The sequence below is a fragment of the Actinomyces sp. HMT897 genome (assembly GCF_016626125.1).
Classification (GTDB): domain Bacteria; phylum Actinomycetota; class Actinomycetes; order Actinomycetales; family Actinomycetaceae; genus Actinomyces.
This window is the reverse complement of sequence record NZ_CP067336.1, coordinates 969106-993153: the sequence shown is the minus strand read 5'-3', so window position 1 is coordinate 993153 and position 24048 is coordinate 969106. Positions and strand designations below refer to the sequence as shown.

The window sequence follows — 24048 nt, the reverse complement described above, 5'->3', positions numbered from 1 at the left end:
ACCATGACTGAGCTCATTGACGGCCTGTACCACGAGGGCGAGAAGATCGCCGACGCCAAGGCCCCCCACTCCGTCCCCATTGAGAGGCGCTGGGAGCAGCGCAAGTTCGAGGCCAAGCTGGTCAACCCCGCCAACCGCCGCAAGCTGGACATTATCGTCGTCGGCTCCGGCCTGGCCGGCGGGGCCGCGGCCGCCTCCCTGGGTGAGCAGGGCTACAACGTCAAGGTCTTCTTCTACCAGGACTCCGCCCGCCGGGCCCACTCCATCGCCGCCCAGGGCGGCATCAACGCCGCCAAGAACTACCGCAACGACGGCGACTCCGTCTACCGCCTGTTCTACGACACCGTCAAGGGCGGGGACTACCGGGCCCGGGAGGACAACGTCTACCGCCTGGCGGAGGTCAGCGCCGCCATTATCGACCAGTGCGTGGCCCAGGGCGTGCCCTTCGCCCGCGAGTACGGCGGCCTGCTGGACAACCGCTCCTTCGGAGGCGTGCAGGTCTCCCGCACCTTCTACGCCCGCGGCCAGACCGGCCAGCAGCTCCTCATCGGCGCCTACCAGGCCCTGGAGCGCCAGGTGGCGGCCGGCACCGTCCAGGAGTTCCGCCGCCACGAGATGGTCGAGCTGATCGTCGTCGACGGCCGGGCCCGGGGCATCGTCACCCGGGACATGGTCACCGGCCAGATCGAGACCCACCTGGCCGACGCCGTCGTGCTGGCCAGCGGCGGGTACGGCAACGTGTTCTTCCTGTCCACCAACGCCATGGGCTGCAACGCCACCGCGATCTGGCGCGCCTACCGCAAGGGGGCGTACTTCGCCAACCCCTGCTACACCCAGATCCACCCCACCTGCATCCCCCAGTCCGGCGACTTCCAGTCCAAGCTCACCCTCATGAGCGAGTCGCTGCGCAACGACGGGCGCATCTGGGTGCCCAAGAGGGCCGAGGACTGCGACAAGGACCCGCGTGACATCCCCGAGGAGGACCGCGACTACTACCTGGAGCGCATCTACCCGGCGTTCGGCAACCTGGTCCCGCGCGACATCGCCTCGCGCCAGGCCAAGAACATGTGCGACGAGGGCCGCGGCGTGGGCCCGGCCATCAAGGAGCGCGACGCGAGCGGCAACGAGCGCATGATGCGCCGCGGCGTCTACCTGGACTTCTCCGAGGCCATCGGCCGCCTGGGCAAGGACGCCGTCTCGGCCCGCTACGGGAACCTGTTCGAGATGTACCAGCGCATTACCGGGGACGACCCCTACGAGGTGCCCATGCGCATCTACCCGGCCGTGCACTACACCATGGGCGGGCTGTGGGTGGACTACGACCTGGAGTCCAACATCCCGGGCCTGTACGTGGCCGGGGAGGCCAACTTCTCCGACCACGGGGCCAACCGCCTGGGGGCCTCGGCCCTCATGCAGGGCCTGGCCGACGGCTACTTCGTGCTGCCTGACACCATGAACGACTACCTGGCGGACATGCTCCGCCTGGGCAAGGTGGACCCGGACGCCCCGGAGATCGCCGAGGCCAGGCGCAGCGTCGAGGAGCGTGTCGCCCGCCTCATGGCCCTGCGCGGCACGCGCAGCGTGGACGACTTCCACATGGCCCTGGGGCGCATTATGTGGGAGTACTGCGGTATGGAGCGCCGGGACGCCGGCCTGCGCGAGGCCATTAGGCGGATCCGGGACCTGAAGGAGGAGTTCTGGCGCGACGCCCGCGTCACCGGTGAGGCCGACGAGCTCAACCAGTCCCTGGAGAAGGCCGGGCGGCTGCTGGACTTCTTCGAGCTGGGCGAGCTCATGTGCATTGACGCCCTGCACCGCCGCGAGTCCTGCGGCGGCCACTTCCGGGCTGAGTCCCAGACCCCCGAGGGCGAGGCCATGCGGCACGACGACGAGTTCCTCTACGTGGCGGCCTGGGAGTACGGCGGGGAGAACCAGCCCCCGGTCCTCCACAAGGAGGACCTGGTTTACAAGGACATCGAGCTCAAGCAGCGGAGTTACAAGTGAACATCAAGCTCAGGATCTGGCGTCAGAAGAACGCCTCCGCCCCCGGTCACTTCGAGGAGTACTCGATGACCGGTATCGAGGAGCACATGAGCTTCCTGGAGGTCCTCGACCTGCTCAACGAGCAGCTCTTCGCCGAGGGCAAGGAGCCGGTCGCCTTCGACTCCGACTGCCGCGAGGGCATCTGCGGCCAGTGCGGCCTGGTCATTAACGGCCAGGCCCACGGGCCCATCCGCTCCACCACCTGCCAGCTGCACATGCGCCACATCGCGGAGGACCCCTCCTTCAAGGACGGGGGCACCATCACCATCGAGCCGTGGCGCTCCACGGGCTTCCCGATCCTCAAGGACCTGATCGTGGACCGCTCCGCCCTGGACCGGATCGTCCAGGCCGGCGGCTACATCTCGGTCAATACCGGGGGCGCCCCGGAGGCCCACTCGGTGCCGGTCCAGAAGGAGAAGGCCGACGCCGCCTTCGAGGCCGCGGCCTGCATCGGCTGCGGCGCGTGCGTGGCCGCCTGTCCCAACGCCTCGGCCATGCTGTTCACCGGCGCCAAGATCTCCCACCTGGGGCTGCTGCCCCAGGGGCAGCCCGAACGCCTGGCCCGCGTGGTCAGCATGCTGAACCAGCACGACGCCGAGGGCTTCGGCGGCTGCACCAATATCGGCGAGTGCGCGGCGGTGTGCCCCAAGAGCGTGCCGATCGAGGTCATCTCCCGCCTCAACCGCGACCTGGGCCACGCCCTGTGGAAGGGCCAGCACTCCCACACCCGCTGAGCCCCGCCGCCGCCCCTCCTCCTTCCTTTCGTGAGAACGGTACTTGTTCGTCGCGAGAACGGTACTTATTCGTCGCGAGAACGGTACTTACTGGCCACGGGAGGGGGCGGGGCGGCAGCCGGGCGTAGGCTGGGGGCGTGAGTGAGCCCCTGATCCTCGGCATTGAGTCCACCTGCGACGAGACCGGCGTGGCGCTGGTGCGCGGCCGCCAGCTGCTGACGGACGTCACCGCCACCTCCATGGACGAGTACGCCCGCTACGGCGGCATCATCCCCGAGATCGCCTCGCGCGCCCACCTGGAGTCCCTCCTCCCCACCCTGGACGCCGCCCTGGAGCAGGCCGGGGTCGGCCTGGACCAGGTGGACGCGGTCGCCGTGAGCGCGGGCCCGGGCCTGATCGGCAGCCTCACCGTGGGGGTGAGCGCCGCCAAGGCCCTGGCCGCCGTGCTGGGCCTGCCCCTGTACGGCGTCAACCACGTCATCGGGCACCTGGCGGTCGACGAGCTCGTGGACGGGCCCCTGCCCCGGCGCTTCGTGGGGCTCGTCGTCTCCGGCGGGCACTCCAGCCTCCTGGCCGTGGGCGACCTCGCCACCGACGTGCACGAGCTGGGGGGCACCCTGGACGACGCCGCCGGGGAGGCCTTTGACAAGGTCGGCCGGCTGCTCGGCCTGCCCTACCCCGGCGGCCCGCACGTGGACCGCGTCTCCCAGCACGGGGACCGCGCCGCCATCCGCTTCCCCCGGGGGCTGGCCGCCGCCAAGGACCGCCAGCGCCACCGGTACGACTTCTCCTTCTCCGGGCTCAAGACGGCTGTGGCCCGCTACGTGGAGTCCCTGGAGGACGACGGCGAGCTGGTCCCCGTGGCCGACGTCTGCGCGGCCTTCTCCGAGGCCGTCAACGACTCCCTGACCGCCAAGGCCGTCCAGGCCTGCCTGGACCAGGACGTGGACACCCTCGTGGTCGGTGGCGGCTACTCGGCCAACTCCCGCCTGCGTGAGCTCGCCGCAGAGCGCTGCGGGGCCGCGGGTATCACCCTGCGCCTGCCCCCGCTGCGCTACTGCACCGACAACGGCGCCCAGATCGCGGCGCTGGGATCGGCGGCCGCGCGCTCCGGCGTCGCCCCCTCGCCCCTGGACTTCGCCCCGGACTCCGGTATGCCCCTGGAGACGGTCGTGGCCAGGTAAGGCCCGCGCCCGCGGTGCCAGCCCGCGCCCGCGGTGCCAGCCCGTGCCCCCAGGCCCCTGAGCTGGTCGGCTAGGACCACCACCACGCGACGTGAACCGCCCCGGGCCCCTGAGCCGGTCCCTGCGGCGGTTAAGGGCGTGGGTCGGGGAGCCACCGCGCAGCAGCCCCTGCCGGGAGCCTCCCCGCGTACCAGTCCCCGCCCGCCCGGGCCGTCAGCATCCCCTGCCGGGGGACGTCTGCCAGGCCACGGGCTCCGGTGACGCTGACGCTCCGCCTCGCGCTTCTCCTGGGGGACGTCCGCCAGGCCGCAGGCTTTCGGCCCACCACGCAGCAGCCCCGGCCGGAGGACGTCTTCTTACGTGAACGGGTGAGGATAGTGGTAAGGGTAGTGGTAGGGGTGGTGGTAGTAGGTGCTGGTGGGTACCCAGGGTGTGTAGGTCTGCTCAGTCAGCGTCAGGGGCGCCTCCTGGTGCCAGGGGTCGTAGGCCAGGACCCTCAGGGCGGTGACGTAGGACTGCTGGCTAATGGCGTAGGGGGTGGGGGAGCTGAGCATGGTACCCGGCAGGGGGATCTCCCCGTCGTCGAACGCCAGGCACACAAAGGCCATGGACGGCGTGCCGACCGCGCTGGGCACGTACTGCGTGACCGTCTTGACCGCCACGTGGCCGTGTGCCTGGGACCGGGGGATGGTCTGGACGGGTGCGCCCGGCTGGTTCAGGTGCAGTCCCTGGGCGTCGACCACGGTCGGCGGCGTCCCGGCCCGGGTCATAGCCCATATGCACAGCCCCAGGGGCAGCGCGAGGGCGGCCGCGAACACGCCGAGGCCCAGCCCGCCGCCCAAGGGCTTGTCCGTACCGGTGGATACCACGACCCAGAACAGCATGAACAGGACGGGGACCAGGAGCATGAGCAGGACGACGATGAGGACCAGCCCCAGCGCGCGGCGGGTACTCCTCCCGGCGTCCAGGACGAGCCAGCCAGCCGGACCGGGCTGCCACGGGTAGGGCGTGAGCTGGGAGGACGGTGGCGTCGCCATGGCACCACAGTAGACGGTCGGCGGCGTGCAGGCCGCGGGTTGCCGCGGCGGGAGGGCGGGTTGCCGTAGCGGGGAGCGGGCTGCCGTAGCGAAAGGAGCCGTGCAGGCCGCGAGTGACCCGATCCCCGTCTGCGCGAGCGACTCCTTAAGCCTGCGGGGTGCACGGTCAGGTCCTGGACCGCCTGGACCTGGACGGCAGCGGCTCCTTAAGTCTGCGGGCCGCACCCGGGCCGTTCAGGTGGACGACGAGTCAGGTGGACGACGAGGCCAGGGCCAGCACCTGGGTGGGGTGCAGGGGCCGTCCCGCACGTGTCTCGGCCAGCAGGAGGCGTACCGCCGCCTCCTTGCAGCCCCCGGCGGCCCCGACGGCGGCGAGCTGGCGCTGGTAGGAGGCCCCGGCGTCGAGCGTGGCGCGTACGCCCTCGAGCTCGGTCAGGCAGCCCAGGTCGGAGGCGACCGGCTCGAGCTCGGTGAGCATCCTGGCCACGGTGTCGGTGACGAGCTCCTCGTCACCGGCGGAGTTGGTAATGAGGATGGCCTCCATGCCGTAGCGGGCCGAGCGCCACTTGTTCTCGGCCACGTACCAGTCAGGCATGGCGTCGAGCTCCTCCCCGCGGTCCAGGGCCCGGGAGAAGGACTCCACCAGGCACTGGGTCAGGGCGGCGACGCCGGCGAGCTCGGTGAGGTTGGTGGCGGCGTCGCAGGCCCGTACCTCGATGGTGCCCAGGCGCGGGGAGGGGCGCACGTCCCAGCGGACCTCGGTGAAGTCCCTGATGACGCCGGTGTGGACCATGTCCCCGGCGTAGGCCTCCAGCTCCTCCCAGGTGTCCAGCTGCTCGGGGGCGCCGGCAGTGGGCAGCTGCTGGAACATCATGGCCCGGTTGTCGGCGTAGCCGGTGTCCTGCCCGGACCAGAAGGGCGAGGAGGCGCTGAGGCACTGCAGGTGGGCGGTGCGGGTGAGCAGGGCCCTGAGGATCGGCAGGACCTTGGCGCGCCTCTCGACGCCGACGTGCACGTGGGTACCGAAGATGAGCATCTGGTGGCCCCACAGGCGGGTGCGGTCCACCAGGCGCGCGTAGCGCTCGGCGTCGGTCACCTTCTGTACCAGCGGGTCGGCGAAGGGGTGGGTGCCAGCGCTGGTCAGGTCGACGCGCAGCGGCTCGGTGACGGGCAGCAGGTGGTTGAGGGCCGCGGTGAGGTCCTCCATGCACTGGGCCACGCGCTCGCGTGCCCCGGAGACCACCTCGACCGTGTTGAGCATCATCTCGCCGTGGACGAAGGGGCTCTGGCTCGCGACGCGCAGGATCTCGGCAGCGCACTGGCGCAGGTCCAGGCTGTCGCGGTCAATGAGCATTAGCTCCCACTCCACCCCCAGGGTGGAGCGCGCCGAGAGCGCGAACGGGAGCGGCTGACGGTGGGTACCGGTGCGGGGGCGGGTCATGGATCCCTCGATTCAGTCGGTGAGGCTGCCGGTTTCACGTGCAACGGTCTGACAAGGACGACTGTCCGGGCCCCGGGGCAGGCGGCTCAGGAGGGGGCCTACCTGCTGACGGCGGGGTGGCCGGGCGGCTCAGTCGGGCTCCGGGCGGCTCAGGAGGTCATGGGGACGGGGTCGACCACCAGGACGGCTCCCCGCGGTCCCCGGTCCCGGGGGTCCGGCCCGCCGGGACCCAGCCGGGTCAGGAGCCAGGTCTCGCAGGCCTGGCCCTCCAGGTGCAGGGAGGCGCGCAGGGCGTCGGGGGAGACGTCCACCCCCCGCCGGTGGATCTCCAGGCGGCCGATCCCCTGCTCGCGCACCCGGGCCCTCAGCGCCTTGAGGTGCAGCGGGAGCACCTCGCGCACCCGCCAGGCGCGCAGGAAGGGGGCCAGGTCCGTCCCGGGCAGGCGGGGGCCGGTGAGGTAGGCGATCCGGGGTGCCAGGGGGGTGGCCCCGGCGCGGGAGGCCAGGTGGGCCACCAGCCCGGCGCGGATGGCGGCGCCGTCGGGCTCCAGGACGTACTCGCCGAGCTCCTCCTGCCCCGCGATCGGGGGCAGCTGGAGCGGCGGGGTAGTGGGGTCGGTGCACTCCGGGTCGCTCAGGCGGGCGACGGCGGGGCGGGCGACGGCGTCCGGGCCGTCCCCGCTGGTACCCGCCCCGCTGGTGGCGGCGGGCGCGCTGCGCAGGACCAGGGCGGAGCGGCCGGGGCCCTCGAGGGCCAGGGGGCCGCACCAGATGTCCGCTTCCAGGACGCCGCCGTCGACGCTGACCCACTGGACGTGGGCGTCGGCGGGCAGGAGGGCGTGGTCGATGCCGGGGGCGGCCTTCACCCCCAGGGCGGGCACCTGCTCGCGCCACGCCAGGACCGTGCTCAGGGGCGGGGACCACTGCTCGGGGTCGGTCAGCCGCCGTCCGCCGGAGCGCCGGGCGGGATCGGCGAAGACGCCGTCCACCCCCTCGGCGACCAGGTCCACCTCCCGGGCGTCGGCGCAGCGGACCGTGACCTCCGGGAAGCGCATGAGGTTGACCGTGGCCAGGGCCGCCGTCGCCTCGTCCCTCTCCACGGCCAGGACGCCCAGGCCCAGGCCGGCCAGGGCCAGGGCGTCTCCCCCGATCCCGCAGCCCAGGTCCGCGACCCGGGTGGTCCCGGCGCGCTGGTAGCGGGCGGCGTGGTGGGCCGCGACCGCCAGGCGGGTGGCCTGCTCCAGGCCGTCGGAGGTGAAGAGCATGGTGGAGGCGAAGGGGCCGAACTTGGCCGCCGCCCGGGCGCGCAGGCGCTGCTGGGTCAGGGCCGCGGCCACCAGGTCGGGGGAGTGCCCCTGGGCGCGCAGGCGCTCACCGAGCGCCAGGGCCTCGTCCTGCCGGTAGGGCGGCAGGGTGGCGAGCAGCGCCCACCCGGCGGGGGTGAGCAGCGGGGCGAGGGCGTCCTGCGTGGCGGTCACCTCCGTGATCATTCCACGGCCTCGGCTCTGACACGTCCCGGCTCGCGCGGGGCCGGGTGTGTGTCCCATGACGTTCCGGGTGTTCCCAGCGTCCTGTCACCTTCCAAGGGCTACAGTGACGCCCTGGGTCGGCTCTGGCTGGCTCACCGTGCCGCCGGTGGGGAAGGAGGAGGAGGCATGGGGAAACGAGTCCGTCGGGTCACGGTCCTGCTGGTGCTCCTGGTGCTGTTGACGGTGGTCCTGGGGCCGAACCTGTGGATCTGGCACCTCAGCCACGGACGCATTAGGACCCTGGGGTCGCCCAGTGACACGTCGACCGCCCCGGTGGCCGTCGTGCTGGGTGCCTCCGTGTACGCCGACGGGACGCCCTCCACCGTCCTGCGCCGCCGACTGGACACCGCGGTGAGCCTGTACGCCTCCGGACGGGTCGAGGCGGTCCTGGTCTCGGGGGACAACTCCGAGATGACCTACAACGAGCCGGTGGCCATGAGGGCCTACCTCATTGAGCAGGGGGTGCCGCCCGAGGCGATCGCCCTGGACTACGCGGGGCTGGACACCTATGACACCTGCGTGCGAGCCCACCGGATCTTCGGCGTGGACCAGGCGATTATGGTCACCCAGGACTTCCACGCCCCCCGGGCCGTGGCGGTGTGCCGGGCCGTGGGGGTCGACGCCCGCGGCGTGGTGGACGCCGAGACCGTCTCGGGGACCCGCTCGTGGTGGCGCAGCTGGCTGCGTGAGCGGGTGGCGGCCATGAAGGCGGCCTGGGACGTGGTCAGCGACCGTCAGCCCATCCTGGGGGACCGTGAGGTCACGGTCGATGAGGCCAGGGCCTGGACCCGCTCGCAGCGCCCGTCGGTCTCGTGACGGCCTGGTGCCCGGCCCTGGCTCGCGGCGCCGGTGAGGGAGCGGCCGACGCCGTACCGGGAGCGCCGACCGTACCGGGGCCAGCCGGGTGAGCTCGACGAAGCCGCCGAGCCGCCCGTGCCGGGGCCAGCCGGGTGACTGCCCTGGTGTGCCGGGTCTCACCGGTTACGAGGGTGGTGACGCCACGGGCGAAACCGCACCCCGTGGTTGGCACTCGCATTGACTGAGTGCTAACGCCGTCGTAGATTCTGCGCAGGCGCAGGCGCGTGGCCAGGATGTGCGGACGTCCGGGACGCGCCCTGCGACTCGCGCTCCACCAGCGTCAGGCCGACCCCCGCGACGGCGGCCGGACGCACCCGGCGGAGGGCGAATAAGCCGTTCTACTGCACGCTGAGAAGCGAGAAGGGGAGGTCCGCAATGTCGATCTCCATCAAGCCGCTGGAGGACCGCATCGTCGTCCAGACGGTCGAGGCCGAGCAGACCACCGCGTCCGGTCTGGTCATCCCGGACACCGCCAAGGAGAAGCCCCAGGAGGGCAAGGTCGTGGCCGTGGGCCCGGGCCGCGTGGACGACAAGGGCAACCGCGTCCCGGTGGACGTCGCCGAGGGCGACGTCGTCATCTACTCCAAGTACGGCGGTACCGAGGTCAAGTACGACGGTGAGGACTACCTCATCCTCTCCGCCCGCGACGTCCTGGCCGTCATCACCCGCTGAGGACCTCGCCGGCACCGCGCCCCGGTGCCCGGTAGCTACCAGCCCGCCTCCGAGAAGGACCTTCTCGGGGGCGGGCCGTGTCTGTCAGGGGCGGGTCGTGTCTGTCGGGGCCCTGGCCCGCTCGCGTGGGCGCACAAGCCCGCGCACGACCCCGGCCTGGTCGCAGGCCGGGATCGTGCTGCCCTCAGGCGCCCACGCTTCGGCGGCGCCTGCGGGACTCCGCGTCGAGCCACTCCCGACGCTCCTCCTCTGTCATACCTCCCCAGACTCCGTAGGGTTCGCGCGTACGCAGAGCGTGCGCGCGGCACTGCTCAACAACCGGGCAGGTGCCGCAGATCAGCTTGGCGCCCTCGTCCCGACGGCGACGCGATGAGCCTCGCTCGCCCTCAGGGTGAAAGAAGAGGGAGGAGTCCATCCCCAGGCAGGCGCCATCGTACTGCCACTCCCACAGAGCGGAGATCGGGCCTGGAAGCCGTGAGTTCTCCGTCATCGTGTCCCTCCGATAGACGCCTATCGTGCAGGTGTCGCACATGCGCCTGTTTATAATGATAGGTGGCCCGAACTGTTGGGACAAGGTTTGACAGATGTTTTCCGAGAGTTTAATAATGACCTTCCGGAAAACCCGCAGGTCAAGGGCGCCCCAGTGGTCGTCTTCACAATATGAGTTACGATTGCGAGTCCAACCGTTTAATTGGTTGTGGGCACGTTATGGGGAGGTTTTAGGGCCCTGGTGGCAGGACGGGCCGGGAGCGGGACACTAGGCTTGCCCCTCCTGGGCGATGGACCGGGACGGCTGGTGCGGGCCCCGACGACGGTCGGGCTCAGGGTGCGTCCCCGGCACCGTCACCCTACGATGCGTGCTGTGAGCGACTCGATCACCAACTCGGACCTCTTTGCCCCGACCGGACTGACCTATGACGACGTCCTGCTGCTCCCACGGCTCACCGACGTCATCCCCTCGGAGGTGGACACGGTCTCCCGCCTGACCAGGACGATCTCACTGGACGTCCCGCTGGTCAGCGCGGCCATGGACACGGTCACCGAGTCCGAGATGGCTATCGCCATGGCACGTCAGGGCGGAATGGGCGTCCTCCACCGCAACCTGCCCATTGAGGACCAGGCTGACCAGGTGCGTCGCGTCAAGCGATCGGAGTCCGGCATGATCACCGACCCGGTGACCGTGGACCCTGACGCCACCCTGGCCCAGATGGACAGGATCTGCGGCCACTACAAGATCTCCGGCCTGCCGGTGGTGGACGAGGGCGGCGCCCTGGTGGGGATCATTACCAACCGTGACCTGCGCTTCGTCCCCGGTGAGCTGTGGCCCACCGCCCGCGTGCGTGACTACATGACCCCGCGCGAGCGCCTGGTCACCGGCTCCACCGGCATCTCCCGCCAGGACGCCAAGGCCCTCCTGGCCGCCCACCGGGTCGAGAAGCTCCCGCTGATCGACGCCGCCGGGCACCTGACCGGCCTGATCACGGTCAAGGACTTCGTCAAGACCGAGCAGTACCCCCACGCCACCAAGGACGCCGAGGGGCGCCTGGTGGTGGGCGCCGCCGTCGGCTACTGGGGTGACACCTGGCAGCGGGCCGGCGCCCTGGCCGAGGCCGGGGTGGACGTGCTCGTGGTGGACACCGCCAACGGCGGGGCGCGCCTGGCCCTGGAGATGATCTCCCGCCTCAAGTCCGACCCCGCCTTCAGCCGGGTCCAGGTCGTGGGCGGCAACGTGGCCACCCGCGAGGGCGCCCAGGCGCTCGTCGACGCCGGGGTGGACGCCGTCAAGGTCGGCGTGGGGCCGGGCTCCATCTGCACCACCCGGGTGGTGGCCGGCGTGGGCGTGCCCCAGGTGACGGCCGTCTACGAGGCCTCACTGGCCTGCGCCCCCGCGGGCGTGCCGCTCATTGCCGACGGCGGCCTGCAGTACTCCGGCGACATTGCCAAGGCCCTGGTGGCCGGGGCGGACACGGTCATGCTGGGCTCCCTGCTGGCGGGCTGCACCGAGTCCCCCGGCGACCTGGTCTTCGTCAACGGCAAGCAGTGGAAGCGCTACCGCGGTATGGGCTCGCTGGGGGCCATGAGCTCGCGCGGACGCGCCTCCTACTCCAAGGACCGCTACTTCCAGGCCGACGTGTCCACTGACTCCAAGATCGTGCCCGAGGGCATTGAGGGGCAGGTCCCCTACTCCGGCTCCCTGGCCGACGTCGTCTACCAGCTGGCTGGCGGGCTGCACCAGTCCATGTTCTACGTGGGCGCCCGCACCGTGGGCGAGCTCAAGGAGCGGGGGCGGTTCGTGCGCATTACGGCGGCTGGCCTCAAGGAGTCCCACCCCCACGACGTCAAGATGACCGTGGAGGCGCCCAACTACTCCGGGCGCGGCGAGGGGCGCTGAGGCGGGCAGCACCCGGTGCCCTCGCCGGGGGTGCTACCGGGGCCGGTTTGGGGCGCTACCGCAGGGGCTGGTCGGGTGCGCTACCGGGCCGCCGGGGTGCTACCAGGGGGCTGGCGGGAGTACTGCGGGGCCTGCCGGGGCCTGCTGGGGTGCGTTAGCGCGGGGCCGGCCAGGGCACGCGGCCTCTACTACGGCAGGGGCCAGGACAGGCTGGCACCCGGTCGGCCCGGGTCCTGGCGAGCCAGCCAGCGGTTGAAGGACTCCGCCCACTTCCGGTGGGCCTGGGCCTGGGTGCTGACCAGATCCTCCCGGGGCAGGTCCGCCAGCTGGGGGTGGGCGTCCACCATGGCCTCCAGGACGTCCAGGGTGGCCTCCACGTCCACCTCGGCCGTGTGCAGGCTGCTGGCGACCCTCACCCCGTAGACCTCGGTCAGGTCCCCCAGGCGGCGCTTGCCCTTGCGGAAGCGGTCCACCATCCGGTCCAGGACCAGCGGGTCCACCACGGGCCCCAGGTCCCGGCCCAGGCGCTGGCGCAGCGTGGGCAGGCCGTGGCGGTCCAGCTCGGCCTCCATGAGGGTCAGGTCGTAGGAGCCGTTGAAGGCCACCACCGGCGTCCCCGCCGACATTGCCCGCGCCAGGACCGCGGCGACCTCTTCCAGGACCTCGGAGATCTTGCGCCCCTGGGCGCGGGCCTGCGCCGTGGAGATGCCGTGGACGGCGGTGGCGGCCTCGGGGATCTCGACCCCCGGATCCGCCAGCCAGGTCCGCACCTTCTGGGCACGTGGGCCGTCGGCCCGGCGCGGGCCGCGCCAGACCAGGGCGGCGGTGACCAGGCGGTCCTGGCTCGGGTCCACACCCGTGGTCTCGGTGTCGAAGCCGAGCAGGGGCCCCTGGACCCAGGAGGCGGGGCGGGTGGCCTCAGGTCCGCGGGGACGAGATTGGCGGGGCGAGGCGGGTTCGGTGGTGCTCATGGGGCCAGGATGGCACCCGGTGCCGACACCAGCGGCAGCCTCTTACCCGGGTGGCAGCCTCTTACCCGGCCTGTCCGTCGGGTACGCCGGGCCGGATGTCCCCGCTCACGGTCAGGTCCTTCCCACGCCGTCAGGTGCGTCTGCCTGAGCGGACGCCCCCGCTCACGGGGCCAGCGGTGGGGTGCTGGCGGCAGGACCCCCACGGTGTGGCCCTGACCATACTGGTGGGCTCGTTGGTCGGCCTCCGGGGGTCGTTGGTGTGACGGGGAGCGCTTTCTATGTTTCTCTCAGGTCGAAAGGATCTCGGCGCGCACGGCGATTGTCCGGTACTGTGGCCCCAAAGCAACCCTCGGGTTGCTCCCAGTCATGTGGCACTGTGGCGTCTGACGGCGTCGCACTGCCGTCCCCATCCTCTTAAAGGAGCTCTCATGGCCCAGGTCACCGCCACCATCGCCTCCAAGGTCGGCCTCCACGCCCGTCCCGCCGCCACCTTCGTCAAGGCTGTCGCCGAGAAGGGCGTTCCCGTCACCATTGCCAAGGAGGGCGGCGCCCCCGTTGACGCCTCCTCCATCCTGGGTGTCATGACCCTGGGCGCCGGCTTCGGCGACGTCGTGACCCTCGCCTCTGACGCCGCTGGCTCTGAGGGCGCCCTGGAGGAGCTCAAGGCCCTCCTGGAGACCGACCTCGACGCCTGATCCCCGACCGGGGCTCACCTCTCTCACTCTCGCGACGGCGGGGTGCCAGCTGACACGGCTGGTACCCCGCCGTCGGCGTCCCGGCACCTCCTGCCGGGTCCCTGGCGGCAGGGGCTAGGGCGGCGCGCCCGTTCTCACGGCGAACAAGTACCGTTCTCAGCACGAACAAGTACCGTTCTCGCGGGGAATAAGTACCGTTCTCACGGCGAATAAGTACCGTTCTCGGCGAGTGGGGGCGGATGGGGTGGGAGCGCGGGGCGCGGGCGGGGCTACTCCACGACGTCGTCGTCCACCCAGTCCAGGGTGCGGGCCACGGCCTTGACCCAGTTGCGGAAGAGGCGCTCACGCTCGGCGACCTCCATGACCGGCTCCCAGCGCCTGCCCTCGGCCCAGTTGTCCACCACGTCCTGGGTGCCCGACCAGAAGCCCACCGCGATGCCGGCGGCGTAGGCGGCCCCCAGGGCCGTGGTCTCGACAACCTTGGGGCGCACCACGGGCACGCCCACCTGGTCGGCCTGGAACTGCATGAGCAGCTCGTCGCGGGTCATGCCGCCGTCGACCTTGAGCTCGGTCAGGGCCTGCCCGGAGTCGGCGTTCATGGCCTCGAGCACCTCACGGGTCTGGTAGGCGGTGGCCTCCTCCACGGCCCGGGCGATGTGCCCCTTGTTGACGTAGCGGGTCAGGCCCACCAGGGCACCGCGGGCGTCGGGGCGCCAGTGCGGGGCGAACAGCCCGGAGAAGGCCGGTACGAAGTAGGCCCCGCCGTTGTCGTCCACGGAGCGGGCCAGGGCCTCCACGTCCCGGGACTCGGCGATCATGCCGAGGTTGTCGCGCAGCCACTGCACGAGCGACCCGGCCACCGCGATAGAGCCCTCCAGGGCGTAGACGGGGGCCTGGCCCTCGATCTGGTAGCACACGGTGGTCAGCAGGCCGTTGTCGCTGCGCACCGGGGTGGTGCCGGTGTTCATGAGCATGAAGCAGCCGGTGCCGTAGGTGTTCTTGGCCTGGCCCACCTTAAAGCAGGCCTGGCCGAAGGTGGCCGCCTGCTGGTCGCCCAGGATCCCGCTGATCGGGGTGTCAATGAGCAGGCCGTTCCTGCGGCCCAGCCCGAACACGCCCGAGGAGGGGCGGATCTCGGGCAGCATGGAGGTGGGGATGCCCATGTCCGCGCAGATCCGCGTGTTCCAGTCCAGGGTGTCGAGGTTCATGAGCATGGTGCGCGAGGCGTTGGTGACGTCGGTGGCGTGCACGCCGCCGTCCGTCCCGCCGGTGAGGTTCCACAGCACCCAGGTGTCCATGGTCCCCATGAGCAGGTCGCCGGCCTCGGCGCGCTCGCGGGCGCCCTCCACGTTCTCCAGGATCCAGGCCACCTTGGGGCCGGAGAAGTAGGTGGCCAGGCTCAGGCCCACGCGGTCCCTGTAGCGGTCGTAGTCGGGGGAGCCGTCCGGTGCCGGCGCCGCGGCCGCCAGGCGGTCGCAGATCCTCTGGGTGCGGGTGTCCTGCCAGACAATGACGTTGTAGACGGGTCTGCCGGTGTGCCGGTCCCACACGACGACGCTCTCGCGCTGGTTGGTCATGCCGACGGCGGCGATCTCGTGGCGGTTGACCTCGGCCGCGGCCAGCACGCCGCCGACGACGGAGCGGATAGCGGCCCAGATCTCCACCGGGTCGTGCTCCACCCACCCGGCGCGCGGGAGGATCTGGGCGTGCTCCCTCTGGTCCACGGCGACGATCCCGCCGTCGTGGTCGAACAGGACGGCACGCGAGGAGGTGGTCCCCTGGTCAATGGCCAGGACGTACTTCTTGCCGGTGGTCTCAGGGCTCATGGACGGTCCTTTCACTGCGTCGTGAGCGGGCTCGGCGGCGGGTCGATCGGGCGCGGACCAGGACAGGCTAGCGGGAGGCTAGCGGGGCGGACGACCGGGGGCCCGGCGGCAGGGCGAGTGGCGGGGCGGCCGGCGACGGGGCGTCCGGACCAGGACGGCGGTAGGGCAGGCACCGGGGCCCGGCGGCAGGGTGTCCGGACCAGGACAGTGCCCGCTACCGGTGGCGGACGACGGTGGGCACCAGGGCCCGGCGGTGGGCACCGTCGCCCCCGCCCTGGTGCGGGTCGCCGCTCACCCCCGGTCGGCCCCGGCTGCCCTGCTGTCGCCCCCCCGCCCCGGTACGGGTCCCACCTCAGACGGGCTGCCTGAGGTGGGCCACGGCCGCGGCGTCGGTGACCTCGGCCTCGGCGGCGGTAATGTCCGACACGCGCTGGGCGTAGGCCTCCTTCTGGGCGGCCGCCTCCTGCCGGGTCCACCCCAGCAGGGGGGCCATGACGGAGAGGATCTCGTCGGCGGCGCCCAGGCCGTGGTCGCGCCGCGAGACGTCCAGGCGCACACGGCGCAGCAGGACGTCGTCCAGGCGCTCGGCGCCCTCGTGGGTGACGGCCCAGGCGACCTCGGCGCGCAGGTAGGCGGGGGCCGCCTCCAGCGGCTCACCCAGGCGGGCCAAGGGGTCCTCGGCGGCGTCAATGGAGGCCAGCAGGGCCGGGGTCTCGTCCCCGTAGCGGTCCAGCAGGTGGGTGACTCGCTCCAGCCTCCAGCCCCGCTCGGCGGCGATCCGCCCCGCCCGGGCCGCCAGGGCACGGTAGCCGGCGGCCCCCACCAGGGGCAGGTCGGCCGTGGCGCAGGGGTGGGTGCGGGCCAGGGCCTCGCCCAGGGCGTGGTCCACGGCGTCGGCCGCCATGACCCGGTAGGTGGTCAGCTTGCCGCCGGCGATGGCGGTCAGGCCCGGGACCACGCGGGTGACGGTGTGCTCGCGGGAGACCTTGGTGGAGGCCGCCTGCGCCCCCGGTCTGAGCCTGGGCTGGAGCAGGGGGCGCAGGCCCGCGTAGACGCCGATAATGTCGTCCCGGGTAATGGGGCGGGCCAGGACGGAGTTGGCGTGCGCCAGGATGTAGTCGACGTCGGCGGCGGTGGCCACCGGCCTGGAGACGTCCAGGTCCCAGGGGGTGTCGGTGGTGCCGATCACCCAGTACTCAGGCCAGGGGATAATGAACAGGACGGACTTCTCGGTGCGCAGGAAGACGCCGGTCTGGGCGTCAATGGCCTCCCTGGGCACCACGACGTGGATCCCCTTGGAGGCCAGGACCTTCAGGCCCCCGTCGGCGCTGGCCAGGTCCTGGACCTCCTCGGTCCACACCCCGGTGGCGCTAATGGTGTGCCTGGCGTGGATCTCGTGCTCGGTACCGGTGGCCAGGTCGGTGACGCGGGCCCCGTGGACGTGGCCGCGCCCGTCGGTGAGGAAGCCGGTGACCCTGGTGCGGTTGGCGGCCAGGGCCCCCAGGCCGACGGCGGTGCGCACCAGGTCAATGACCAGGCGGGCGTCGTCGACCCGGGCGTCGAAGAAGCGGATGGACCCGGCCAGGCCGCTGGTGTCCAGGGCGGGGGCCAGGGCCGCGGTGCCCCTGCGCCCCAGGTGGCGCTGGACCGGCAGGGTCCTGCGGCCACGGGCGCCGACCAGGGCCAGGGCGTCGTACGCGCCCACGCCGACGGCAGAGTAGGAGCGCTCGTAGTGGTGCCTGAGCGGCCACAGGAAGGGCTGGGCCTTGACCAGGTGCGGGGCGGTGGTGGTCAGCAGGCGGCCACGCTCGGTGAGGGACTCGTGGACCAGGGCGAGGTTGAGCTGGTAGAGGTAGCGCAGCCCGCCGTGGATGAGCTTGGAGGACCACGAGGAGGTGCCTGAGGCCCAGTCGCCCATCTCCACGATCCCGGTGCGCAGGCCCCGGGCTGCGGCGTCCAGGGCGATCCCGGCCCCGGTGACCCCGCCGCCGACGACCAGGACGTCCAGGCCCTCGGCCGACGACATCTCCGCCAGGGCGCGCGTGCGCTGGGCGGCGTTGAGCGCGGTGTCCTGGGTGGGGGCGGGTGCGGCGCCCCGCACTGGGGGCTGGGAGGACGGCATGGTGGCTCCTGGTGCTCCTGGTTGTACACGTTGTTGTACTCGGGCCCGGCTGGCGGTACCGGGCCCGCGGTGGTGGGCCTGCCGGTGGCGCGGCCTACGGTGGGCCTGCTGGTGGCGGGCCTCGCAGTGGCGGGGCCTGCGGTGGTGGGTCCGGCTGGCGGTACCGGGCCCGCGGTGTGGGCCTGCGTGCTGGCCAGCTCCGGCGGCCCCTGGCCGGGGCCGGGCGGCGACCGGCCCGTGGTGACAGAATCCACTCTCGCCCAGGTATGAGAGGATGGGCAAGGCAGCTGCACGGACGTGCACCCTTAACCGGTAGACGGGACAAGGATGAGCGCCGTGCCGAGGAGGCGACAGGGGGCTGACGTGGTCGGTGACGAGCCTGTGGCGGGATCTGGTGGGCCGGGCCAGCCCGGGTTATCCGGCGGGCCCACCGGGCGGGGGAGCGGTCCCGCCCAGGGCGGTGAGGGGCTCGTGCGCGCCTACGAGGCGGCCTCCATGTACTACGTCCAGGGCGAGACCATGGAGGTGATCGCCCGCCACCTGGGGGTCTCGCGCTCTACCGTCTCCCGGCTGCTGGCCCGGGCGCGCGCCCAGGGAGTGGTGCGTATCAGCCTGGTCCAGCCCGGCGGGGCCGGGTCCCTGGAGGGCCACCTGGCCCAGGTCTTCGGGGTACGGGCCCGCGTCGTCCCGGTGCGTGAGGGCACCACGGAGATCCACCGCCTCCAGCAGGTCGCCGGCGTGGCCGCCACGCACATGGTGGACCTGGTGGCGGACCTGGCCGAGCAGGCAAGGGCACGCCCCGGCCGTGACGGCGTCGGCCCGGGGGCGCAGGGCGCGCACCCCGGTGGGCAGGGCGAGGTCGGGCTGGAGTCGCAGGGTGCGCACCCCGTCGGCCGTGACGGCGTCGGGCCTGGCGTGGTGGTCGGCGTCGCCTGGGGGACCACCATGTCAGAGGTCAGCGCCGTCCTGCCCTCCCGGCCGGTGCCCGGGCTCACCGTGGTCCAGCTCAATGGCGCCTCGGACCCCGTGCACGAGGGCCCCAGCGCCACCGAGGTGCTCTCCCGTATGCGTGACGCCCTGGGGGCGCGCACCATCTCCTTCCCAGTGCCGGCGTTCTTCGACCACGTGGCCACCCGTGAGGCCATGTGGTCCGAGCGTTCGGTCAGGCGGGTCCTGGCAGTGGCCCGCCGCGCGCGCCTGGTGGTGTTCGGCGTCGGCGCCCTGGACGGGGCCCTGCCCTCCCAGGTGTACGCCGGGGGGCACCTCAGCGCCTCCGACCGGGCCGTGCTGCGCCGTCAGCGGGTAGTGGGGGACGTGTGCACGGTGCTGCTGCGCGGTGACGGCTCCTGGCGTGACATCAGCCTCAACGCCCGGGCCACGGGTCCCACGCCCGCCCAGCTCGCCCGCATCCCCCGGCGCCTGTGCGTGGTGGCCGGGACCGGAAAGGCCCGGGCGCTGCTGGCCGCGCTGCGGGCCCGGGTGGCCACGGACCTGGTGGTCGACGACGCCACGGCGCGCGCCGTCCTGGAGCTCGCCCACCAGCGGGCCTCCTGAGCGTCTTCCTGGCTCTGGCTCCCGGTTCCTGGTCGGCGGCGACGTACCTTAGCCGCCGCCGACGTACCCTACGAGTACGTCCCCGATGACTAAGGTACGTTCCCGATGACTAAGGTACGTTCCCGATGACTAAGGTACGTCCCCGGCGGCCAGAGTACGTCCCCGGCGGCCGGAAGTACGCCAGAATACCTAGGACAGTCCCAGCAGGGTGAGCACGGCCACCACGCGCCGGTGCACGTCGGCGTTGGCGTACAGGCCCAGCTTGGCGAAGATCCGCTGGATGTGCTTCTCCACGGCCCCGTCGGTCACCACCAGGCGCCTGGCGATGGCCGAGTTGGTGTGCCCCTGGGCCATGAGCTCGAGGACCTCCCGCTCGCGCGGGGTGAGGGTGGCCACCGGGTCGTCGCGGCGCCCGCGCCCCATCATCTGCGCCACCACCTCCGGGTCCAGGACCATCCCGCCGTTGCCCACCCGCTGTACGGCGTCAAGGAAGGAGTCCAGGTCGGCGACCCGGTCCTTGAGCAGGTAGCCAATGGGACCCGAGCCGCAGGACAGCAGGTCGGTGGCGTAGCTGAGCACAATGTACTGGCTCAGCAGCAGGATGGGGGCCTGCGGCCACCGGGCGCGGATACGCATGCAGGCGCGCAGGCCCTCGTCGGTGTGCGACGGCGGCATGCGGATGTCGCTGATCGTCAGGTCGGGACGCAGGGCCAGGCACTGGCTCACCAGCTCCGGGCCCGTGCCGACCTCGCCGATGACCTCGTGGCCGTCGTCGGCCAGGATCATGGCCAGGCCCTCGCGCAGCAGGACCGAGTCGTCCGCGATCAGGATCCGCACGGGATTACCGCCTCGATGGTCGTCGGGCCCCCGACGGGGGAGGAGACACACAGGGAGCCGTCCACGCCGTCAAGCCGCTCGACCAGCCCGGCCAGGCCGTGGCCCTTGGCCGTACTGGCCCCGCCGACGCCGTTGTCGGCGACGACCAGGTGCAGGACGCCGTCGCGCACCTCGGCGCTGACCGTGGCCGTCGAGGCCTGGGAGTGCTTGTTGATATTGACCAGCGACTCGGCCACCACGAAGTACGCCGCCGAGGCCGCGTGCACGGGGACGGTCGGCAGGTCGGCGTGGACGGTCACCGGCACGACGGAGCGGGCCGCGGCCTCGGCGATAGCGGCCTGCAGGCCCCGGTCCACGAGCACCGGCGGGGCGATGCCGCGCGAGAGCTGACGCAGCTCGTCAAGGGTCTCCTGGGCCTGGGCCATGGCGCCGTCGATAATCTCCTGGGCGCGCTCGGGGTTGGTGGCCGCCTGACGCCGGGCCCGGGCCAGGTCCATATTGAGCCGCACCAGGCGCTGCTGGGGGCCGTCGTGCAGGTCGCGCTCCAGGCGGCGCAGGGCCGAGGCCTCGGCGTTGCGGGCCGAGGTGCGCGACGCCGTCAGGCGGTCGATCCGCTCGCGGTCGCGGGCGTGGTGGCAGAGCATGTTCTCGGCGTAGGCCAGCTGCGTGGTGGCCAGCGTCCTGAGGACGGCGGGGGCGCTGAACAGGAAGAACAGGCCGACGCCGATCCCCAGCAGGGTGTCGAAGGCGCCCGGGTAGGGTACGCCGAGCAGATCGCCCAGGCTGCTGGTCGACACCCCGAACTGCAGGAGGGCCCGGCGCGTGATCAGGGTGACCGGGCCGTGCAGCACGGCGAGGATCCCGGCCAGCCACACCAGGGTCAGGCACCAGGTCAGCGCCGAGACGAAGAAGCCGGTGAGCACCCAGACCACGTCCCGCCACGACTGCGGGTCGCGCAGGAGGACCAGGAGACGCTGTGGGAGCGGGGCGTGCGGGTCCGGTAGCGCGTAGACCTGCTCGGGGGCGGGATACCCCGTCAGGTCGGCACTGGTCCGGCGCTGCCAGGACGCCGCGTGACGAGCCACCGTGATGCCGCCTGCCAGCATCGGCAGGCCGATCCACAGGATCGCCAGTCCGGCCCCCAGGGAGCACAGGAGGATGACCACCAGGAAGAACCCCAGGTGGATGGGCCAGGACGTCAGCAGGTAGGCGGCGTACGCGGTCGTCTGCCGACGTGCCGGGTAGTAGGTGCCGCGCTCGCCGGGCGTCCGCCCGGTTGGCGGCACGGGCTGTGCCGGGGCGCCGACGGGGGCTCCCGAGCTGGCGCCCGTGGTGCCCGGGCTGCTGGTCGCGGGGGAGTCAGCACGAGTCGGGGGCTGAGTGGCCCCTCCCTGGGTGCCTGTGCCGTCGGCCGCGGGGGAGTCAGGGAGGGCGTCGAGGTCGGCGTCAGGGGCGGCATCCGGGAGGGCGTCAGGGGCGGTGACAGAGGTGGTGGGTGCCGCGGCGCCCTGGAGCGGGGCGTCCTCGGGGGAGGGTGCTGGTGTACTCATACCTCATACCCTCCTGGTCGGAGCCTGTCGCCACCATCCTACTGGCAGGCCAACCCTGGTAGGGGTAACCCGACACCGGGGTGAACCCCGTCGGCTCGCAGCCCTATGTCGTGGCCAGGCTGTAGCCTAATGCGGTTGCCCGGACCCGCCCAGGAGGAGGGTGCCCAATGACCCAGCCCGATGGCCCCGACTGCCGTGGCACCCGGTCCACCGTTCTCGGTAGACCGAGGACGGCCTGCCCGCCTGAGCCCAGGGGGCCGGTAGCCGTGCCCCCGCAGCAGGCGGACGTGGCGGTGCGCGGCCTCGGACCAGACGGCGCCAGCGGCGTGCCCCCGCAGCAGGCGGACGCGGCCCGGCACCAGGCGCCGTCGGACCAGGCCGTCATTGACTGGTACCAGGACCACGCCCGGGACCTGCCCTGGCGACGGCCCGGTACCACGCCCTGGGGCGTGCTCGTCTCGGAGGTCATGAGCCAGCAGACCCCTGTGTCTCGCGTCACCCCTGCCTGGACGGCCTGGATGGCACGCTGGCCCGGCCCCGCGGACCTGGCCGGTGCCCCCGTCGCCGAGGTCCTGCACGCCTGGGGGCGTCTGGGCTACCCGCGACGCGCCCTGAGGCTCAGGGAGTGCGCTGCGGCCGTCGTCGAGCGGTACGACGGCGTCCTGCCCGCGGATCCCGACGCCCTCCTGGCCCTGCCCGGCGTGGGGGAGTACACGGCCGGGGCGGTCCTGGCCTTCGCCTACGGCAGGCGGGCCCTGGCCCTGGACACCAACGTCCGGCGGGTCCTGGCCCGGGCGGTAGGGGGGAGCGCCCTGCCCGCTCCCAGCCTGGTCCGGGCTGAGCGGGACCGGGCCGCCGCCCTCCTGCCCCTGGAGGACGCCCGGGCCGCCCGCTGGTCGGTGGCCGTCATGGAGCTCGGGGCGCTGGTGTGCACCGTCAGAGAGCCAGCCTGCCCCTCCTGCCCCTGGAGGCGGGAGTGCGCCTGGCTCGCAGCCGGGTGCCCGCCGGATAAGCACGCCCGTCGTCGCCGCAGCCAGGCCTGGCACGGTACCGACCGGCAGGCCCGCGGCCTGGTCATGGACCGCCTGCGCCGCCAGCACGCCGAGGCGTCAGCGGGCCGGGAGGTGGCCCGGGGCCTGGGACGCGGTGAGCTGCTGGCCGCCGCTGCCGGTGTGAGCCTGGCGCGCGGGCAGCACCCTGACCCTGCCCAGCCCGAGCGGGTCCTGGCCAGCCTCCTGGCTGACGGCCTCATTGCCACCCACGACGACGGCGCCACCTACCGGCTGCCCTGAGCGGCGCCCGGTACAGTCGGCACCATGGCGCAGGGACAGGGCAGACACGGTGGACGCCGCTCCGGTGGCACACCGGGCCGGGGCGGCTCACACGGTGCGGGGCGCGTACCCCAGTCACGTCAGTCACGTCCGAGTACCACCGGTCAGGCCAGGGGCGGAACGGGCCGCGGGACGTCAGGGCGGGGCGGGGCGGCGGGCTCGGCCTACCGCAGGCGCACCGGCGCCCAGCCCCACGGCCAGGGGTCCCGTCCGGCCGCGGGTACCCAGTCCCGCCCGGCCGCGGGCGCTCAGCCCCACGGCCAAGGGCCCCGCCCGGCCGCGGGCTCCCGTCCTGCCGGCTCACGGGGGACGGCCTCACGGGGGACGGCCTCACGGGGGACGACGTCGGCGGGCGGTCGGCAGACGTCTCCGGGCACCGCCCGAGCCAACCGCGACAGCAGCCACCAGCAGGGGCGGCCCGCGCGCGCGCCCCGGCGTACCCCGCGGGCCCGGGGAACCGACCAGGGGTGGGCCCCGGGGCAGGGGCGGGGGAAGGCTCGCGCGTCATCCCCGGGCCGGGGAGCCGGCCCCGGACCGGCCCGCGGTACAGGCAAGCTGACGGTGACCCAGGTACCCCGGCGCCCGAACTACGCCCTGCGGTGGGTGCTCGTCAGCGCCCTGGCTGTCGGCGTCGTCATTAGCATGGTCTCCCTCCTCGTCCTCGGGTTCTCCTCGGCACGCGAGGAGATCGCCCGCCAGGACGCCGCGCGCGAGGCGGCCGCCCAGGTGACCACCTACCCCGTCCCGGAGGCCTGCTCCGCCAGCGCCCTGGGCGCCACGCTGAGCGTCCCCGAGACGGTGCCCGCAGGCGCCGGGCTCAGTGTGGGCGCCACCGTGACGAACACCGGGAGCGTGCCCTGCCTCCTGGACGCGGGCACCGGCACGTTCACCGCCCTCATTACCTCGGGGGGGTCGAGCATCTGGACCTCGGCCACCTGCACCGGGCAGGCCCAGAGCCGGCCCCTGCTCATCGGGCCCGGGAAGGCCGTGGAGCTGACGGTCGTCTGGGACGGGCGGGTGGAGTCCACCACCTGCGCCCTGCCTACCCCGACGCCGACGCCCACCGCCACCCCGACGCCAGGCGCCACCCCGGGGCCCGAGGAGCCCGTCCCGACCACGCAGGCACCCCAGCCGCCGGGCTCCCTGAACGCCCCCGGGGACGTGGCGGCACCGGGGACCTACCGGGTCGGCGTCCAGGTAGGCGGCACGGACGTGGGCACCTCCGCGGTCTTTGTCATTGAGTAGTCAACGGCGGGTACCGGTGTCGGCCCG

19 protein-coding genes are annotated in these 24048 nt (G+C 72.7%); 10 read left to right on the top strand and 9 right to left on the bottom strand.

Annotation, left to right across the window (positions count from 1 at the left end; all coding sequences use genetic code 11):
* The first annotated feature begins 3 nt into the window (after positions 1 to 3).
* The 3 genes from JJJ15_RS04075 (at position 4) to tsaD (ending at position 3961) form a co-directional block, all read left to right on the top strand.
* Positions 4 to 2004: a fumarate reductase/succinate dehydrogenase flavoprotein subunit gene (locus JJJ15_RS04075; protein ID WP_106109585.1), complete on the top strand. Its 2001-nt coding sequence runs from the start codon at positions 4 to 6 to the stop codon at positions 2002 to 2004.
* Entirely contained in the window at positions 2001 to 2777 is a 777-nt protein-coding gene (locus JJJ15_RS04070; protein ID WP_200511534.1) for a succinate dehydrogenase/fumarate reductase iron-sulfur subunit, read from the top strand. Before JJJ15_RS04075 ends, JJJ15_RS04070 begins: the two co-directional genes overlap by 4 nt.
* A gap of 137 nt (positions 2778 to 2914) precedes the next feature.
* Positions 2915 to 3961 carry a tRNA (adenosine(37)-N6)-threonylcarbamoyltransferase complex transferase subunit TsaD gene (gene tsaD / locus JJJ15_RS04065; protein WP_200511533.1) on the top strand — a complete coding sequence of 349 codons (1047 nt, stop codon included), beginning with the start codon at positions 2915 to 2917 and terminating at the stop codon, positions 3959 to 3961.
* Between the two features lie 356 nt (positions 3962 to 4317).
* Here the strand turns inward: tsaD and JJJ15_RS04060 are convergent, their stop codons facing one another.
* The 3 genes from JJJ15_RS04060 to JJJ15_RS04050 all read right to left on the bottom strand — a co-directional run bounded on the left by JJJ15_RS04060 (position 4318) and on the right by JJJ15_RS04050 (position 7917).
* A complete protein-coding gene (locus tag JJJ15_RS04060; protein WP_200511532.1) occupies positions 4318 to 4998 on the bottom strand; it encodes a hypothetical protein in 681 nt (226 codons plus the stop codon).
* Positions 4999 to 5248: 250 nt separating this feature from the next.
* Positions 5249 to 6439, bottom strand: a complete 1191-nt coding sequence (locus JJJ15_RS04055) for a glutamate--cysteine ligase (RefSeq protein WP_200511531.1) — start codon at positions 6437 to 6439, stop codon at positions 5249 to 5251.
* Between the two features lie 149 nt (positions 6440 to 6588).
* The gene (locus JJJ15_RS04050) at positions 6589 to 7917 is read right to left on the bottom strand and encodes an SAM-dependent methyltransferase (RefSeq protein ID WP_246742145.1); all 1329 of its coding nucleotides are present in this window, start codon (positions 7915 to 7917) and stop codon (positions 6589 to 6591) included.
* A gap of 177 nt (positions 7918 to 8094) precedes the next feature.
* Between JJJ15_RS04050 and JJJ15_RS04045 the strand changes: the two genes are divergently transcribed.
* Both JJJ15_RS04045 and groES read left to right on the top strand, forming a co-directional pair.
* Positions 8095 to 8784 (top strand): ElyC/SanA/YdcF family protein, encoded by a 690-nt coding sequence (locus tag JJJ15_RS04045; protein ID WP_106109579.1) that lies wholly within the window; start codon positions 8095 to 8097, stop codon positions 8782 to 8784.
* 417 nt (positions 8785 to 9201) lie between these two features.
* Complete coding sequence (groES, locus tag JJJ15_RS04040) at positions 9202 to 9498, top strand: co-chaperone GroES (RefSeq protein WP_106109578.1); 297 nt, start codon at positions 9202 to 9204, stop codon at positions 9496 to 9498.
* Between the two features lie 184 nt (positions 9499 to 9682).
* Here the strand turns inward: groES and JJJ15_RS04035 are convergent, their stop codons facing one another.
* Positions 9683 to 9988: a WhiB family transcriptional regulator gene (locus JJJ15_RS04035; RefSeq protein WP_106110715.1), complete on the bottom strand. Its 306-nt coding sequence runs from the start codon at positions 9986 to 9988 to the stop codon at positions 9683 to 9685.
* Between the two features lie 363 nt (positions 9989 to 10351).
* On the opposite strand from JJJ15_RS04035, the gene guaB reads away from it, so the two are divergent.
* Positions 10352 to 11890, top strand: coding sequence for an IMP dehydrogenase (guaB, locus tag JJJ15_RS04030; protein ID WP_200511529.1), 1539 nt, complete (start codon positions 10352 to 10354; stop codon positions 11888 to 11890).
* 188 nt (positions 11891 to 12078) lie between these two features.
* Here the strand turns inward: guaB and JJJ15_RS04025 are convergent, their stop codons facing one another.
* Complete coding sequence (locus JJJ15_RS04025; RefSeq protein ID WP_200511528.1) at positions 12079 to 12861, bottom strand: exonuclease domain-containing protein; 783 nt, start codon at positions 12859 to 12861, stop codon at positions 12079 to 12081.
* Positions 12862 to 13289: 428 nt separating this feature from the next.
* Here JJJ15_RS04025 and JJJ15_RS04020 point away from each other — a divergent pair, with 428 nt between their 5' ends.
* Entirely contained in the window at positions 13290 to 13556 is a 267-nt protein-coding gene (locus JJJ15_RS04020; RefSeq protein ID WP_200511527.1) for an HPr family phosphocarrier protein, read from the top strand.
* Positions 13557 to 13825: 269 nt separating this feature from the next.
* Here the strand turns inward: JJJ15_RS04020 and glpK are convergent, their stop codons facing one another.
* Positions 13826 to 15382, bottom strand: coding sequence for a glycerol kinase GlpK (gene glpK, locus JJJ15_RS04015; RefSeq protein ID WP_200511526.1), 1557 nt, complete (start codon positions 15380 to 15382; stop codon positions 13826 to 13828).
* Between the two features lie 352 nt (positions 15383 to 15734).
* Positions 15735 to 17504 (bottom strand): glycerol-3-phosphate dehydrogenase/oxidase, encoded by a 1770-nt coding sequence (locus JJJ15_RS04010; protein ID WP_200511525.1) that lies wholly within the window; start codon positions 17502 to 17504, stop codon positions 15735 to 15737.
* Between the two features lie 495 nt (positions 17505 to 17999).
* Between JJJ15_RS04010 and JJJ15_RS04005 the strand changes: the two genes are divergently transcribed.
* Positions 18000 to 19058, top strand: a complete 1059-nt coding sequence (locus JJJ15_RS04005; protein ID WP_200511923.1) for a sugar-binding domain-containing protein — start codon at positions 18000 to 18002, stop codon at positions 19056 to 19058.
* 189 nt (positions 19059 to 19247) lie between these two features.
* Here the strand turns inward: JJJ15_RS04005 and JJJ15_RS04000 are convergent, their stop codons facing one another.
* Together JJJ15_RS04000 and JJJ15_RS03995 are read right to left on the bottom strand one after the other, a co-directional pair.
* Positions 19248 to 19895: a response regulator transcription factor gene (locus tag JJJ15_RS04000; protein WP_200511524.1), complete on the bottom strand. Its 648-nt coding sequence runs from the start codon at positions 19893 to 19895 to the stop codon at positions 19248 to 19250.
* On the bottom strand, positions 19883 to 21445 hold the full coding sequence (locus JJJ15_RS03995; RefSeq protein ID WP_200511523.1) for a sensor histidine kinase: 1563 nt from the start codon (positions 21443 to 21445) through the stop codon (positions 19883 to 19885). Before JJJ15_RS03995 ends, JJJ15_RS04000 begins: the two co-directional genes overlap by 13 nt.
* Positions 21446 to 21612: 167 nt before the next feature.
* On the opposite strand from JJJ15_RS03995, the gene JJJ15_RS03990 reads away from it, so the two are divergent.
* On the top strand, positions 21613 to 22737 hold the full coding sequence (locus tag JJJ15_RS03990; protein ID WP_200511522.1) for an A/G-specific adenine glycosylase: 1125 nt from the start codon (positions 21613 to 21615) through the stop codon (positions 22735 to 22737).
* A gap of 600 nt (positions 22738 to 23337) precedes the next feature.
* Positions 23338 to 24021: a hypothetical protein gene (locus tag JJJ15_RS03985; RefSeq protein ID WP_129591493.1), complete on the top strand. Its 684-nt coding sequence runs from the start codon at positions 23338 to 23340 to the stop codon at positions 24019 to 24021.
* Positions 24022 to 24048 lie beyond the last annotated feature (27 nt).